Here is a 14,020-nt window from a genome sequence, read left to right as displayed (position 1 = left end):
GGCAAGTTCCTCTTGGCTAAAAACAATCAGGCAGACAGCCGCCAGATCATCAGGGCAATGCCGATGTCCAGGCGGTCATATGAATTATCCAGCGTCAGCCCGCACAGGGCTTCGATGCGCTGGATGCGGTGGGTCAGGGTATTGCGGTGTACGGCCAGGCGCTGGGCGGCGGCCATCAGGTTACCATTCTCGTGAAACCAGGCTTCCAGGGTCGGCATCAGGCTGGGGCCATGGTGCAGGTCGTGGCGCAGCAACGGGCCGAGGCGCTCATTGAGAAATTGGTCGAGCAGGGCGCGATCACGCACGCCGCTGAGCAACTTGAGCACGCCCAATTCGTCATACACGCACAATCCGGCCCGCTCGCTGAACCGTCGCGCGGCGGCCAGGGCCTGGCGCGCTTCATCCTGTGCTTGAGCAAGGCGCTCGGCCGGATGGCGCGCCGCGCTCAAGCCGATAAATAGCTTGAGGGGTGCCAGGCGCAGGTTCAGGGGCTTCAGCCACTGGGCCAATTGCTGACGGTTGGCCGAGGCCGCGACAGCATCCGGCGCCGGTAGCAACAGGGTCCATTGTCCGGCCCGCCCGAGTATCGGCAGCGCGGTCGACAACTGACGCAAGCGGCGACTGATTGCATCATGCTGTCGGGCCAGTTGCGCCTCCACCCGCGTCGCGTCGTCTTGGGCGAACAGCAATTCACTGCCTTCCAGTTGCAATTGCACAATTTGCCAATGCCCCGCCAGGGACATGCCCAATTGCACAGCGCGGTGCAGCAGCAGATCCAGGGATTGATAGTCACCGGTCAGCAAGCGCTCCAGCACATCATGGCGTGAGCGCCCCAGCTGTTCGGACTGAATCAGTGCGGAGCCGATAGCCTGGGTCACCAGTACCATTTTCAACGAATAAGGCTGTTCGATCAGTGGCATGCCGGCGGCTTCGGCGGCGTCGAGTAAACGCTGGGGGATCGCCTGGATATATGCCGGCCCGGTAAGAATCACCAATCCGGCGACCTGGCGCTGACACGCTTCGTCCAGCAGTTGCAGCAGATTGGCTTCATCCCGTGGGTGGTTGATGCCGGTGACGAACACCAGTTCGCCGCCCAGTACCCACTCGGCGATCCCGCTGTTTTCCGCCACGTACGGCCAGCGAACGCGGTTATCCAGGCTGGCTTCACCGGCCCGCAGGCGCATGGATTCCAGCCCGGGCAGGGCCAGTACGTCGGCGAGGGTCAGGCTCATGCCTGGGCGTCAGCCAGCGGTACACGCACGCGTAGTACGGCGGTCAGCGCGATGTAGGTCAGTGACGCGGCAGCGATCCCCACCAACGGCGCGACCCAGGGTGAGTTGAATGCCAGCACGGTGCCCACCGCATACGCCACCAGCCCTGGCCAGTTGAACGCCGGCAGACGCGCTTCAGCCAGGCGCGGGTATTGGCCGCGATAGCGGTAGAAGAAGTCCGCCATGATGACGCCACCAATGGGTGGGATCACCGTGCCCAGGAGGATCAGGTAGGGCACCAGCATGTCGTACATGCCGAGCAGCGCCAGCAACGTGCCGATCACCGCACCAGCCAGGGTCACGGTTTTCCGGCGTTTGGTGCGCAGCAGATTGCAGCCGGCCACGGCGAAGTTATAAATGGTGTTGTCCTGAGTGCTCCAAATGTTGAGCAGTAACATGGCCATCGCCGCCATGGCAAAGCCTTGCAGCAGCAATACTTCCACCACGTCCGGTTGCTGATAGACGATGGCGCCATAGGCCCCGATCAACACCATCAGGCCATTGCCGATAAAGAAACCGATCAGGCTGGCCAGCACCGCGACCCTGGCTGAGCGTGAAAACCGCGTCCAGTTGGTGGCCTGGGTCGCGCCACTGACAAAGGTGCCGAACACCAGGGTGATTGCCGTCGACAAGTCCAGTTCAGCGGTCGGCACCACCGCCAGCAACCCGTCCAGCCCGCCGATTTTCATCGTGGCGACCCACATCGACAAAAACAGCAACAGGCCCATGGCCGGCACCGCGATGTAGGACAAAATCTCCAACCCGCGATAGCCCACGTAGGCTGTCGCGCAGAACACCAGGCCGAACAGCACCATCAAGGCCAGCACACTGCCCTGGCTCAGCTCGAAATATTTACCCAGCACCACGGCAGCAGTGGCGGTGCCCCAGGCGTACCAGCCGATTTGGGTGAAACCGAGGATCAAGTCGCTGAGTTTGCTGCCCACTTCGCCGAAGCAGAATCGCCCCATCAGCACCGAGTTCAAACCACTCTTGAAGGCAATGTAGCCCAGGCCTGCGGCGTAAATACCCAGCAGCAGGTTACCCAGGGCCACCACGCCGAGCATGTCGGTGAAGCTGAACGCTACTCCCAGCTTGCCGCCGGCAAACATGGTCGCGGTAAAAAACGTAAAGCCCAACAGCACCATGGCGGTTGACGCCAGGCCCTTGCGCGCATGCATGGGGACTTCGCTTAAGGGGTAATCGTTGCCCGTTTCTTGCTGCGTCATGTGCCTTGCTCCCTGAATGAGTGACGAGGCCTATTGCACCGCGCGTGCCAAATCCGCAGCAGTGACGGGCGCACGGCGGCGGCTGTGCACGGTGCACAGTATTTATAGCCAAACAGGGGAGACGCGCAGAAAAGAATGTTCGCTGTGCCCAGTCGGGCACGAAAGCAGTGCAGGGGGTGATACAAAATGGATCAGTCGGACAGCGTGTGTGATCGCAGGGCTTGAGTCCGGCCGTCGGGGCGAGTGCTCCTTACCGTCGGGAAGCGTGGCTGTAAGTGAGGCAGCCACAAAAAAACCACCGCATGGGTGGTTTTTTCACATCGCTGGCTTACTCGCCGCGATAGATACAGCCGCTGGTGCAGGTCTCATGGATGCGAATTGCGCTGAGTTCTGGCAGCAGTGGTTTCAGTTCATTCCAGATCCACTTGGCCAGCACTTCGCTGGTTGGGTTTTCCAGGCCTGGGATGTCATTGAGGTAGTTGTGGTCGAGGCGTTCATAGAGTGGCTTGAAAATCGCCTTGATCTCCGAGAAGTCGCGAATCCAGCCGGTGTGGGGATCCAGGTCGCCGCTCAGGTGAATCGCCACCTTGAACGAATGCCCATGCAGGCGCCCGCATTTGTGGCCATCCGGCACGTGCGGCAGGCGGTGGGCGGATTCGAAGGTAAACTCTTTGAAGATTTCCACAGTATTTTCAGCTCGGTCAGGTATCTGGCAGGCGGCGAGTTTAACAGCTTGATCACGCGCCGCGCATACCGCTGGGTCAAAGCGCCTGCAAGCGCTCGCCCAGGCCTCCGTTATCCGCCAGTTGCAGAAACTCATCCCCCAACCGCTGGCTCTCGCTCATCGCGGTTTGCCAGTACTTATTGCGGCTTTTGTCGTCGCCCAAAAAGCGTTTGAAATCGCTGCGGTCCGGCAGTTTGCCGTGGGGCAGGCGGGCCAGGTAGTCCTTGGACGGCGCCAGCAGCAACACGTCCTGCAATCCCTGCTGATTGCTGCGCCGCCATGGCAGCCCTTTGTCGAACCAGCCGGGGATCACCCGATCGGTAAAGTGCGGGTACAGCACGATGTCATCGCCGTGGTAGGGAAGATCAAGGTGGTAGTCCAGCAGGCCGCCGTCGCGGTAGGTGCCAGCGCCTGCGCCGGGCAGGTCGCGCACGCCTTGCATCACCATCGGGATCGAGCCCGACGCCAGAAGTGCCTGGCGCAGGTTGCCTGCATCCAGTTCAAGAAACCGCGATGGGAAATCCTTCAGTGGATGCACCGGTGGCAGTTGGCGCGGGTCATGGATGATCAACCGTTCGAAATGCCGCGACAGCCGCGCGCGGCCGCGCAGGTTGTCGGCGATCACCGTTGACAGGCCCAGACCCAGGCGCCCGCGATGGTCGTCGGCAAGCAGGCCGTGGCTTTTGACCACCATGATATTCAGGCGATAGTCGGGATTGTCCAGTACGCGTGCATCGCGGCCGGCCAGTAGGTCGTCGAGCATGCGCTGGCAGCTCTGGGTGACCTCGGCCATGGTCACGCCTTTGGCAAAGCGCTGCTCGTTGTACAAGCGGCCGAGGTCCAGCAGGCCTTGCACCGGGTCGGGCAGGCAGGCGCTGGCAAAGCGCCAGGAACCGATGGATGCGCCTATCAGCGCCCGCTCCCGTGGTGCGCGGGGCAGCCAGTCGCCGAACAGCGCCAAGTCCAGGCCCTGGATGCCCAAAGCCTTGGGGCCGCCAGCCGCACCGGGGAGGATGCCTACGTCGTCAGGCTTAAGGCCTTGTTCGCGGATGCGGGCGAGGGCGCGCGTGCCGGCCTTGAGGGTCAGGGCGGGAAACTTGATGTGAATGGCTGTCATACCGGTCTCTGTTGAAGCGAGCGGGGCAGTATAGGAAATCTCGCGGGTTGTGGGAAAAGGCCTTTCCCGAAATTGCCATGGTGGCAATTCAGTTTCAGTTAAGTTGCGGCATATACCGTGGCTGGCGTAGGACTAACTTCGTGTTATGGAGACTTATCATGAAACGCCTCACTGCTCTGGTCGCCGCCGCTATCATCGCCTCCGCGGCGTCCCAGGCCGGAGCCGTGGACCCCGACAAGCCACTGACCGTGCCCGCCACTGTTACAATTGTCGCCTTTGACCAACTGGAAGCCACGGCCCTGGCCCTGCACCCCGGTTCGACGCTGCTGGACACCGATCTGGACGAGGCGTATGGCAAGTACGTCTACGAGGTTGAGTTGGAAGATCGCCACGGCATTGAATGGGATGTTGAATTGGACGCGCTCACCGGGCAGGTTCTCAAGAATCATCAGGATACGTAATGAAGGTAAATTTACGCGCCGGCAGTCGAGTGGCGTTGGTGCTGGTGGTGTTCTGCTCAGGTTTGCAGGCCCGCGATCTCAACCAGGACGAAGCCCTCGCGCTGCGCCAGCAGGGGGTGATCCTGCCGCTGGAGCAACTGTTGCAGCAGGCCATGGCGCGGTATCCCGGCTCCCGTTTGCTGGAAGCCGAGCTTGAGAAAAAACACGGCCAATATGCCTACGAAGTGGAGTTGGTGACCACCGAAGGTGTGGTACGTGAGATTAAACTCGACGCCACCAACGGTGTACTGATCAAAGACGAGGAAGACTGATGCGCCTGCTCCTGGTGGAAGACAACGTACCCCTGGCCGATGAATTGTTGGCCGGCCTGCAGCGCCAGGGCTATGCCGTCGACTGGCTGGCCGACGGTCGCGACGCTGCTTACCAGGGCCGCAGCGAACCCTACGACCTGATCATCCTCGACCTCGGCCTGCCCGGTTTGCCCGGCCTTGAGGTGCTGGCGCAATGGCGTGCAGCCGCGTTGGCCACTCCGGTGCTCGTTCTTACCGCCCGCGATTCGTGGGCAGAACGGATCGAAGGGCTCAAGGCCGGTGCCGACGACTACCTGAGTAAACCCTTTCACCCCGAAGAACTGCACCTGCGCATCCAGGCGCTGTTGCGCCGTTCCCACGGCCAGGCCAACCAGCCCACCTTGCAGGCCGCCGGGCTGCACCTGGACGAAGGTCGCCAATGCGTACTGCGCGACGGTGACGAGATCCAACTGACCGCCGCCGAATTCCGCTTGTTGCGCTACTTCATGCTGCACCCCGAACAGATCCTGTCGAAAAGCCACCTGGCTGAGCACTTGTATGACGGCGAGACAGAGCGCGATTCCAACGTGCTGGAAGTCCACGTCAATCACCTGCGTCGCAAATTGGGGCGCAGCGTGATCGAAACCCGGCGCGGCCAGGGTTACCGCTTTGGCGCCAGCCCTGCATGAAGTCGATTCAACGCCGCCTCAGCCTGGGGTTGATCAGTGTGATGGTGATCGTCGGCCTGGTGTTGGCGCAAACCAGTCTGTGGTTGTTTGAAGCCGGTTTGCAGCGCTACCTGGAAGCGGGGTTGCGCAACGACGCTGAAAACCTGTTGGTGGCGCTGGTGCGCGGGCCCAACGGCGTACAGTTGGATGAGCAGCGCCTCTCGCCGGCCTATCAGCGGCCGTTTTCCGGGCATTACTTCCGTATCGATTTTGCTGACACCCATTGGCGTTCCCGTTCTCTGTGGGATCAGGAGTTGCCCCGACTGCCCGAAGTGGGGCTCAAGGGCAACCTGCAACTGGGCCCGGAAGGCCAGCAGTTGCTGGTATTGCGCTCGGACTACAAACGCTTTGGCCAATCAATTTCCATCAGCGTGGCTCAGGACTACACACCGGTGCGGGAAAGCTTCCGGCTGATGCGTCAGATCGGTCTGGTGCTGGGGTTGGCGGCGTTGCTGCTGGTATTGATCCTGCAGCGGGTCACCGTACGTCGCGCCTTGCGCCCGCTGGAAACCGCCCGCAACCAGATCGCCCAATTGCAGCAGGGCCAGCGCTCGCAACTCGACACCCAGGTGCCGTTGGAGCTGGAGCCGCTGGTGGCGCAGATCAACCACCTGCTGGCCCACACCGAAGACAGCCTCAAGCGCTCGCGTAATGCCCTCGGCAACTTGGGCCATGCCCTCAAAACCCCGCTGGCGGTGCTGTTGAGCGCTGCGTCGAGCGAGGCGCTCAAGGATCACCCTAAACTGAGCAAACTCTTGCGCGAGCAGTTGGAGCAGGTTCAACAGCGCCTCAACCGTGAGCTCAACCGCGCACGCCTGGCCGGCGAAACCTTGCCGGGCGCCTTGTTCGACTGTGAAAAAGAACTGCCCGGTTTGCTGGCCACCCTGAACATGGTCCACGGCGAGCACTTGGACCTCAGTTACCACGCGGCCCCAGGCTTGCAATTGCCTTGGGACCGGGAAGACCTATTGGAACTGCTCGGCAACCTGCTGGACAACGCCTGCAAATGGGCGGATGCCGATGTGCGGCTGAATATCAGTGAAACCGCCAACAGCTACCTGCTGGTGGTTGAGGATGACGGACCCGGTATCCCCGAAACCCAGCGCGATCAGGTATTCAGCCGTGGCACACGTCTTGATGAGCAGATTGATGGCCATGGTTTGGGGCTGGGGATCGTGCGGGATATCGTCGAGGTGTGGGGCGGGGTGTTGCAGTTGCAGGAAAGCGAGCTGGGCGGGCTCAAGGTGCTGATCGAATTGCCCTGTGGAAGGGGCGGTGCGACGATTCGACCGGCTCCCTCCCACATTTGACCCTCTTCAACCCTCAGACGCGGAACTGGTCCATCAACCCCTGCTGCTGATTCGCCAGGCTGTTCAACGCCTGGCTCACCCGCGCCGATTCATTGGCTTGTTCCGACAACGACTCGGTCACATCGCGAATGGTTGCCACGTTGTTGTTGATCTCCTCGGCCACCGCGCTTTGCTCTTCGGCGGCGCTGGCGATCTGCAGGTTCATGTCGCTGATCACTGTGACCGCATCGCCAATCTGGCGCAGGGCCGTCACGGCTTGGCCGACCTGTTCGACACTGCCCTGCGCCTGGCGATAACTGTTGCCCATGGAACCAACTACATCCTCGGTGCCGCTTTGCAGTTGCTCAATCACCAGGCGGGTTTCTTCCACCGATTCCTGGGTGCGCCGCGCAAGGTTGCGCACTTCATCCGCCACCACCGCAAAGCCACGACCGGCCTCACCGGCGCGGGCGGCTTCGATGGCTGCGTTGAGCGCCAGCAGGTTGGTCTGCTCGGCAATGCCGCGAATCACTTCAAGTACCGAGCCGATTTTCTCGCTATTGGCGGCCAGGCCTTCGACCTGGGCCATGGCCGTGCTCATATCCGCCGCCAGGTGGCCGATGTTGGTGGTGGTTTGGTCGATCACGGTCAGGCCGTCGCGGGTGGCCTGGTCGGCATCGCGTGCGGCTTGCGCGGCCTGGGCCGCGCTGCGTGCGACGTCCTGGGCGGTAGCACTCATTTCGTGGGAGGCGGTAGCCACCTGGTCGACCTGGCGGTACTGCTGTTCCATGCCGGCGCTGGTCTGCGTGGCAATCGCGGCGGATTGGTCGGCGGTGCCACGAGCGTCCTGCACCGAGCGTTTCACTTCGGCAATGATCGGCTGCAGCTTGTCGAGGAAACGGTTGAACCAGCCCGCGAGCTGCCCCAATTCATCCTTCTTGTCGTAGGCCAGGCGACGTGTCAGGTCGCCTTCGCCGCTGGCGATGTCCTCGAGCATGTGTGCCACGCCGAGGATCGGCCGCGTCACGCTGCGGGCCATCAGCCATACCAGGATCAGGCCGATCACCGCGGCCAGCAGGCCCAGGCCCAGTTCCAGCAACGTGCCACGCGCGTTGTCAGCATCCAATTGCGCCTTCAGTGCTTCGGCTGGGCCGACCAGGACTTTTTCCGGCACATCCAGCAATACGCCCCACAGCTTGCCGTCGGGGATCGGCGCGAACGGCGCCAGCACCTTGAGCTGAAGGTCGGTGCGCAGGCTGCGGATCTGTGGGCCGCTGGCCAATGCACTGAGCACTTTAGGGCCGCTGACGGTGTCGACTTGATCCAGGCGTTTGCTTAATTGAGTGGCATCCGCACTGTAGCCGGCGAGCAAACCGGTGGAGCTGAGGATGCTCACCTGGGTCTGGCCGTCGTACAGTTTTTTGCTGGCCTGTTGGCTCACGGCCTGGAGGCTGTTGAGGTTGATGTCCACCGACAGCGACGCGATGACTTTGCCGTTGACCATCAGCGGGAACACGATGCTGGTCATCAGCACGTTCTGGCCGTTGATCATATAAAAGTAGGGTTCGATCACGCATGGCTTGAGGGTGGTGCGTGGGCAGGTGAACCAGGCGTTTGCCGGTTCACCGCTGGGGCCGATGCTGGTGTCGGCCATGTCGCTTTCAGGCAGCGCCATCGAGGTGAGTGTGCCCGGAGTCGGCTGAGACCAGTACAGGGCGAAGCGGCCCTTGTTGTTACTGCCCAGCTCCGCCTGATCGGCGAACAACTCGTCCTTGCCGTCCAGCGCGTTGGCTTCAAACACCAGGGACAAACCCAGCAAGTCCGGGTTGGCCTGCAGCGCGGCCTTGACCTGGCGGGTCAGGTCTTCGCGGGTGTCGAAGGCATCGAGGAAGCGCTTTTCGGCCTGTTCGCGCAGGAACAGGACCTGACGGGAAAAACCGTGGCCGTATTGGTAGGCATCCATGAACTGGCGACGAATACCCAGCGCCTGCGCTTCGCCCTGGGCTTCGATGCGTGCCTGGGCGGAGGTGTTGAGCATCTGCATGCTGGACGCCTGGACCTGCTCCGAGCTTTGCGCCATGCGATACAGCGACAAACCCACCAGTAGGGTCACGATCCCTAGCAGGCAAAGACCGGCGAGCAGGGTGATTTTCCATTGAATGGAGAGCTGCCTGAGCGACATCGGGACATCCTTAACCTGAAAGCACATAGAGTCAGTTTATCGGCCGCTGTGAAGGCTTCTTTATTCAAACAATCAATTTAAATCTGAAATCGGTGTCGTTTTTTGACATGTAGCCCTACCTGCTGCAAAGTGCGCGCCCTCTAATAAGACCTCCTTAAAGCCTGCACGCGGGTCGCCAGCCAATGGCCACCTGGGCGCGGGCATGCCTGTTTTTTATGTTTCTGCTTGAGGTAACCATGATTAACGCAGTCATCGCCGCGGTCGGCACCATGCTGGTGCTCAGCCTGTCCCGCGTGCATGTGGTCATCGCCATCATTGTCGGCGCCCTGGTGGGCGGGTTGACCGGTGGCCTGGGCATCGAAGCCACGCTCAAAGCCTTCAACGGCGGTTTGGGCGGCGGTGCGACCGTGGCGTTGTCCTACGCATTGCTCGGCGCTTTCGCGGTGGCGATTGCCAAGTCAGGCCTGGCCCACGCCCTGGCGGACAAGGCGCTGTTGCTGGTCGACCGCCAGGAAGCCAGCGGCGGCAGCCACGTCAAATGGCTGTTGATCGGCCTGCTGTGGGCAGTCGCGATTGCGTCGCAGAACATCCTGCCGATCCACATTGCGTTTATCCCGCTGCTGGTGCCGCCACTGTTGTACGTGCTGACCAAGCTGCAACTGGACCGCCGCCTTGTTGCCTGCGTAATGACCTTCGGCCTGATCACCCCCTACATGTTTCTGCCGGTGGGCTTCGGCAACATCTTCCTTAACCAGATCCTGCTGGCCAATGTGGCCAACAGTGGGGTGGACATCAGTCAGGTCAACGTGACCCACGCCATGAGCCTGCCCGCCCTGGGCATGGTGGTTGGCTTGTTGGTGGCGGTCTTTATCAGCTACCGCAAAAAGCGCGTGTATGACCTGGAAAAAATCGAGCGGGTCGAGCAGGTTGCCGTTCAGTACAACCCGCTGACCCTGATGGTGGCCGGCGTGGCGATTGCCTCGGCGTTCATCATTCAACTGTGGCTGGACTCGATGATCATCGGCGCTTTGGCCGGCTTCCTCATCTTCTCGGTGTCGGGGATTGTGCGCTGGCGCGACACCGACGACCTGTTCACGGAAGGCATGAAGATGATGGCCATGATCGGCTTCATCATGATTGCGTCCTCAGGCTTTGCCGAGGTGCTCAAGGCCACCGGCGACGTGCGCTCGCTGGTGGAAACCTCGGCGGTGTTCATCGGCCACAGCCGTGGGGTCGGTGCGTTGTTGATGTTGCTGGTGGGCCTGTTGGTGACCATGGGCATCGGCTCGTCGTTTTCCACGGTGCCGATCCTTGCCGCGATTTTTGTGCCGCTGTGTGTGCAGTTGGGCTTCAGCCCGATGGCCATCGTGTGCATCGTCGGTACGGCGGGTGCGCTGGGCGACGCCGGTTCACCGGCGTCGGACTCGACACTCGGCCCGACCTCCGGCCTGAATATCGACGGCCAGCATCACCATATCTGGGACACCGTGGTGCCGACGTTCCTGCACTACAACATCCCGTTGCTGGCATTTGGCTGGTTTGCGGCGATGACGCTCTGATCTACAGATTCATTGACGTTGGTCGATAACCTCTCAAGTCGCCTAATAAGAGAGAAAAGCCATGCGTCTGAATTTGAAGGCCAAAGTACTGTCCCTCGCGATCGTGCCGGTGCTGCTGTTTGCCGTGGTGATCAGCCTGACCACCGTATGGATCCTCCAGGGGCAGGCGCGCAACGAGGTGGATGAAACCCGTCAGCGCCTGCTCAACGACGCCAAGGCCACTCTGCAAAGTTATGTAGAAGTGGCCATGACCACCATCAAGCCGCTTTACGACGCTGCCGCACCTGGCGACACAGCGGCGCGCGCCGAGGTGGTCAAGCTGCTGTCCAACACCCGCTACGGCAAGGACGGTTACTTCTTCGGCTACGACTCCGAGACCATCCGCCTGTTCAAGGGCAACAGCCCCGACGGCGTGGGCAAGAGTTTCAAGGACAACCGTGACCCCAACGGCGTCTACGTCAACCGCGACTTGGTCAAGGTCGGTAAGGACGGCAGCCACTACCTGCAATACAGCTCCACCCAACCCGGCCAGACCGAACTGGTGCCCAAGCTCGGCTACACCGAATACCTGCCCAAGTGGGACATGGTCATCGGTACCTCGGTGAACCTGGACGGTATCGAAGCCCAGGTGGCAGTGGTCGAGGCCAAGGTAGAAAAGCGCATGGAAGGCGTGTTGCTGAGCATCCTTGGCGTGGCCGCGGTGGTGCTGTTGGTGATTGCCGCCGTGGGCATGCTGCTGGCCAATACCATCCTGCGTCCGCTGCACCTGATGAAAGCCAACCTTGATGACATTGCGGCCGGTGAAGGCGACTTGACCCGCCGCCTGGCCATCACCAGTCAGGATGAGTTGGGCGAGCTGGCCGGCGCGTTTAACCGGTTTGTCGACAAGATCCACGGCCTGGTGCGCCAGATCACCGAAATGACCGCGCAACTGACCGGGCTGGTGAGCCAGGTGTCCGACCAGGCCCAGCGCTCGGAGCAGGCCATGGAACGCCAGCGCCACGAGACCGACCAGGTGGCCACCGCGATCAACCAGATGTCCTCGGCTGCGCAAGAAGTGGCGCGCAGTGCCCAGGGCGCCTCCGTGGCGGCGCAACAGACCGACGCCGAAGGCCAGGCCGCCAAGCGGGTGGTGGACGGCAGCATCGCGCAGATCCATGCACTGGTGAGCGATATCCGCAGCAGCGGCGTGTCCCTCGACAGCCTGCAGCAGGATGTGGCGTCGATTGTCAGCGTATTGAGCGTAATCCGTTCGATTGCCGAGCAGACCAACCTGTTGGCCCTGAACGCGGCGATTGAAGCCGCGCGGGCAGGGGAGGCCGGCCGTGGTTTTGCGGTGGTCGCCGACGAAGTACGTGCCCTCGCCAGTCGCACCCAGACCAGCACCCAGGAAATCCAGGGCATGATCGACCGCCTGCAAAAAGGCACGGTCGCCGCCGTGGACGCGATGCGCCGCTCCAGCGATGCCGGTGACGGCACTTCGGCCCAGGCCAATCAGGCTGGCGCATCCCTGGACACCATGGCCCAGTTGATCGGCACCATTAATTCAATGAACGCACAGATCGCCAGCGCCGCCGAAGAACAGACCGCTGTGGCCGAAGAGATCAACCGCAGCGTGCACCAGATTGCCGTGGCGGTGGACAGCGTGGCAGACGAAACCCAATTGGGCGCCCAGACCTCTCGCAGCCTGGCGGATCTGGGGCATCGTTTGGGGCAATTGGTCGGGCAGTTCCGGATTTAAACGTCGCGCATCAGCAAGCCGAAGCGCAAGTCCATCTGGGCCGGGAGCGGCACATACACTGTGTGTCCGTCCCCCGGCGCGACCTCGATGGCTTCGCCCTTGGCGTTGCGCAAGTCGGCCAGGTCAAAGTGGAAATTGCCGGTGGGGGTCATCAGCTCCAGGTGATTACCCACGGCAAAGCGGTTTTTAACCTTGACCTCGGCCAGGTCGCCCCGGCGCTCGCCGGTCAACTCGCCCACAAACTGCTGGCGCTCGGACACTGAGCTGCCGTTCTGGTAGTTCTGGTATTCATCGTGCACATGGCGGCGCAGAAAACCCTCGGTGTAGCCGCGTTGGGCCAGGGACTCCAGATTAATCATCAAGCCGCGATCAAACGCGCGACCGGCCACTGCATCATCAATGGCCTGGCGATACACCTGGGTGGTGCGTGCGCAGTAGAAGTGGGACTTGGTGCGGCCTTCGATTTTCAGCGAATGCACACCCATGTGAGTCAGGCGTTCTACGTGCTGCACCGCGCGCAGGTCCTTGGCGTTCATGATGTAGGTGCCGTGTTCGTCTTCGAAGGCGGGCATCTGCTCATCGGGACGGTTGGCCTCCTGCAACAGGAACACCTGATCAGTCGGTGCGCCCATCCCGAGGGTCGGCTGATACTCCTGGACGATATCCCCCATGGCGTTCTCCACCGCCGGTGTGGCCTGGTATTTCCAGCGACAGGCATTGGTGCAACTGCCTTGATTGGCGTCGCGCTTGTTCATGTAGCCCGAGAGCAGGCAGCGCCCGGAATAGGCCATGCACAGGGCACCGTGCACAAACACCTCCAGCTCCATGGCCGGTACCTGCTGGCGGATTTCTTCAATCTCTTCCAGTGACAGTTCCCGCGACAGGATCACTCGGCAAATCCCTTGCTGCTGCCAGAACTCCACGCTGGCCCAGTTCACCGTATTGGCCTGCACTGACAAGTGAATCGGCATCATCGGAAAATGCCGACGTACCAGCATGATCAGGCCAGGGTCAGACATGATCAGCGCGTCCGGGCCCATGGCGATGACCGGAGCCAAGTCCTTGAGGAAGGTTTTGAGTTTGGCGTTGTGCGGCGCGATGTTGACCACCACGTAAAAGCGCTTGCCCTGTGCATGAGCCTCGTCAATGCCGAGGGCCAGGTTGGCGTGGTCGAATTCGTTGTTGCGCACGCGCAGGCTGTAGCGTGGCTGGCCGGCGTACACCGCATCGGCGCCGTAGGCGAAGGCGTAGCGCATGTTTTTCAGGGTGCCGGCGGGGGCGAGCAGTTCGGGGGCGATGATAGGAGGCATGGGCTTGGGTCGCAAAAAGGCGCGAGGGTAGTTGAAGCGGCGCAAGGCTTTATTGATCTGGGTCTACGCTTAGCATCAACAAAGATGGCACTCCCAGGAGTTGCGGGGGACTAAGCACCGGG

Annotated in this window: 12 protein-coding genes and 1 pseudogene; 7 read left to right on the top strand and 6 right to left on the bottom strand. The window is 61.7% G+C overall.

All coding sequences use genetic code 11. From position 1 onward, the window contains the following. Positions 1-26 precede the first annotated feature (26 nt). The 4 genes from ACVWXD_RS15330 to ACVWXD_RS15315 all read right to left on the bottom strand — a co-directional run bounded on the left by ACVWXD_RS15330 (position 27) and on the right by ACVWXD_RS15315 (position 4,338). A complete protein-coding gene (locus tag ACVWXD_RS15330) occupies positions 27-1,232 on the bottom strand; it encodes a PucR family transcriptional regulator (RefSeq protein WP_122681508.1) in 1,206 nt (401 codons plus the stop codon). Next, positions 1,229-2,497 carry a cytosine permease gene (codB, locus tag ACVWXD_RS15325; protein WP_122681507.1) on the bottom strand — a complete coding sequence of 423 codons (1,269 nt, stop codon included), beginning with the start codon at positions 2,495-2,497 and terminating at the stop codon, positions 1,229-1,231. Before codB ends, ACVWXD_RS15330 begins: the two co-directional genes overlap by 4 nt. Before the next feature lie 328 nt (positions 2,498-2,825). Continuing rightward, positions 2,826-3,182, bottom strand: a complete 357-nt coding sequence (gene queD / locus ACVWXD_RS15320) for a 6-carboxytetrahydropterin synthase QueD (RefSeq protein ID WP_003173033.1) — start codon at positions 3,180-3,182, stop codon at positions 2,826-2,828. A 76-nt stretch (positions 3,183-3,258) separates the two neighbouring features. Next, complete coding sequence (locus tag ACVWXD_RS15315; protein ID WP_401380532.1) at positions 3,259-4,338, bottom strand: patatin-like phospholipase domain-containing protein; 1,080 nt, start codon at positions 4,336-4,338, stop codon at positions 3,259-3,261. A 158-nt stretch (positions 4,339-4,496) separates the two neighbouring features. Here ACVWXD_RS15315 and ACVWXD_RS15310 point away from each other — a divergent pair, with 158 nt between their 5' ends. Genes ACVWXD_RS15310 through ACVWXD_RS15295 form a run of 4 tightly spaced genes read left to right on the top strand, consistent with a single transcriptional unit; the run spans position 4,497 to position 7,127 of the window. Beyond that, positions 4,497-4,799 (top strand): PepSY domain-containing protein, encoded by a 303-nt coding sequence (locus ACVWXD_RS15310; RefSeq protein ID WP_032886703.1) that lies wholly within the window; start codon positions 4,497-4,499, stop codon positions 4,797-4,799. Continuing rightward, the gene (locus tag ACVWXD_RS15305) at positions 4,799-5,110 is read left to right on the top strand and encodes a PepSY domain-containing protein (RefSeq protein ID WP_032886701.1); all 312 of its coding nucleotides are present in this window, start codon (positions 4,799-4,801) and stop codon (positions 5,108-5,110) included. Before ACVWXD_RS15310 ends, ACVWXD_RS15305 begins: the two co-directional genes overlap by 1 nt. After that, complete coding sequence (locus tag ACVWXD_RS15300; RefSeq protein WP_032886699.1) at positions 5,110-5,778, top strand: response regulator transcription factor; 669 nt, start codon at positions 5,110-5,112, stop codon at positions 5,776-5,778. The genes ACVWXD_RS15305 and ACVWXD_RS15300 overlap by 1 nt, the downstream gene beginning before the upstream one ends. After that, complete coding sequence (locus tag ACVWXD_RS15295) at positions 5,775-7,127, top strand: sensor histidine kinase (protein ID WP_032886697.1); 1,353 nt, start codon at positions 5,775-5,777, stop codon at positions 7,125-7,127. Before ACVWXD_RS15300 ends, ACVWXD_RS15295 begins: the two co-directional genes overlap by 4 nt. 13 nt (positions 7,128-7,140) lie before the next feature. On the opposite strand, the gene ACVWXD_RS15290 is transcribed toward ACVWXD_RS15295, so the two are convergent. Continuing rightward, a complete protein-coding gene (locus ACVWXD_RS15290) occupies positions 7,141-9,288 on the bottom strand; it encodes a methyl-accepting chemotaxis protein (protein ID WP_032886695.1) in 2,148 nt (715 codons plus the stop codon). A gap of 239 nt (positions 9,289-9,527) precedes the next feature. On the opposite strand from ACVWXD_RS15290, the gene ACVWXD_RS15285 reads away from it, so the two are divergent. The 3 genes and pseudogenes from ACVWXD_RS15285 to ACVWXD_RS15275 all read left to right on the top strand — a co-directional run bounded on the left by ACVWXD_RS15285 (position 9,528) and on the right by ACVWXD_RS15275 (position 12,588). Beyond that, positions 9,528-10,847 carry a Na+/H+ antiporter family protein gene (locus ACVWXD_RS15285; protein WP_457371595.1) on the top strand — a complete coding sequence of 440 codons (1,320 nt, stop codon included), beginning with the start codon at positions 9,528-9,530 and terminating at the stop codon, positions 10,845-10,847. A 61-nt stretch (positions 10,848-10,908) separates the two neighbouring features. Continuing rightward, positions 10,909-11,730 (top strand): annotated as a pseudogene (locus ACVWXD_RS15280) (cache domain-containing protein); the annotation flags it as partial. A gap of 36 nt (positions 11,731-11,766) precedes the next feature. Then, positions 11,767-12,588: a methyl-accepting chemotaxis protein gene (locus ACVWXD_RS15275; protein WP_371260722.1), complete on the top strand. Its 822-nt coding sequence runs from the start codon at positions 11,767-11,769 to the stop codon at positions 12,586-12,588. On the opposite strand, the gene trhP is transcribed toward ACVWXD_RS15275, so the two are convergent. Beyond that, a complete protein-coding gene (gene trhP, locus ACVWXD_RS15270) occupies positions 12,585-13,898 on the bottom strand; it encodes a prephenate-dependent tRNA uridine(34) hydroxylase TrhP (RefSeq protein ID WP_457371161.1) in 1,314 nt (437 codons plus the stop codon). The two genes, ACVWXD_RS15275 and trhP, sit on opposite strands and share 4 nt — an antisense overlap. Positions 13,899-14,020 lie beyond the last annotated feature (122 nt).

The sequence above is a fragment of the Pseudomonas sp. TE3911 genome, assembly GCF_054062775.1.
This window is presented reverse-complemented; position numbering and strand designations above follow the sequence as displayed.

What these genes read in the sequence shown, in the direction of transcription:
- ACVWXD_RS15330 (WP_122681508.1), bottom strand. Translation starts at nt 1,232, where the DNA reads ATGAGCCTGACCCTCGCCGACGTACTGGCCCTGCCCGGGCTGGAATCC.
- codB (WP_122681507.1), bottom strand. Translation starts at nt 2,497, where the DNA reads ATGACGCAGCAAGAAACGGGCAACGATTACCCCTTAAGCGAAGTCCCC.
- ACVWXD_RS15315 (WP_401380532.1), bottom strand. Translation starts at nt 4,338, where the DNA reads ATGACAGCCATTCACATCAAGTTTCCCGCCCTGACCCTCAAGGCCGGC.
- ACVWXD_RS15310 (WP_032886703.1), top strand. Translation starts at nt 4,497, where the DNA reads ATGAAACGCCTCACTGCTCTGGTCGCCGCCGCTATCATCGCCTCCGCG.
- ACVWXD_RS15305 (WP_032886701.1), top strand. Translation starts at nt 4,799, where the DNA reads ATGAAGGTAAATTTACGCGCCGGCAGTCGAGTGGCGTTGGTGCTGGTG.
- ACVWXD_RS15300 (WP_032886699.1), top strand. Translation starts at nt 5,110, where the DNA reads ATGCGCCTGCTCCTGGTGGAAGACAACGTACCCCTGGCCGATGAATTG.
- ACVWXD_RS15295 (WP_032886697.1), top strand. Translation starts at nt 5,775, where the DNA reads ATGAAGTCGATTCAACGCCGCCTCAGCCTGGGGTTGATCAGTGTGATG.
- ACVWXD_RS15290 (WP_032886695.1), bottom strand. Translation starts at nt 9,288, where the DNA reads ATGTCGCTCAGGCAGCTCTCCATTCAATGGAAAATCACCCTGCTCGCC.
- ACVWXD_RS15275 (WP_371260722.1), top strand. Translation starts at nt 11,767, where the DNA reads ATGACCGCGCAACTGACCGGGCTGGTGAGCCAGGTGTCCGACCAGGCC.
- trhP (WP_457371161.1), bottom strand. Translation starts at nt 13,898, where the DNA reads ATGCCTCCTATCATCGCCCCCGAACTGCTCGCCCCCGCCGGCACCCTG.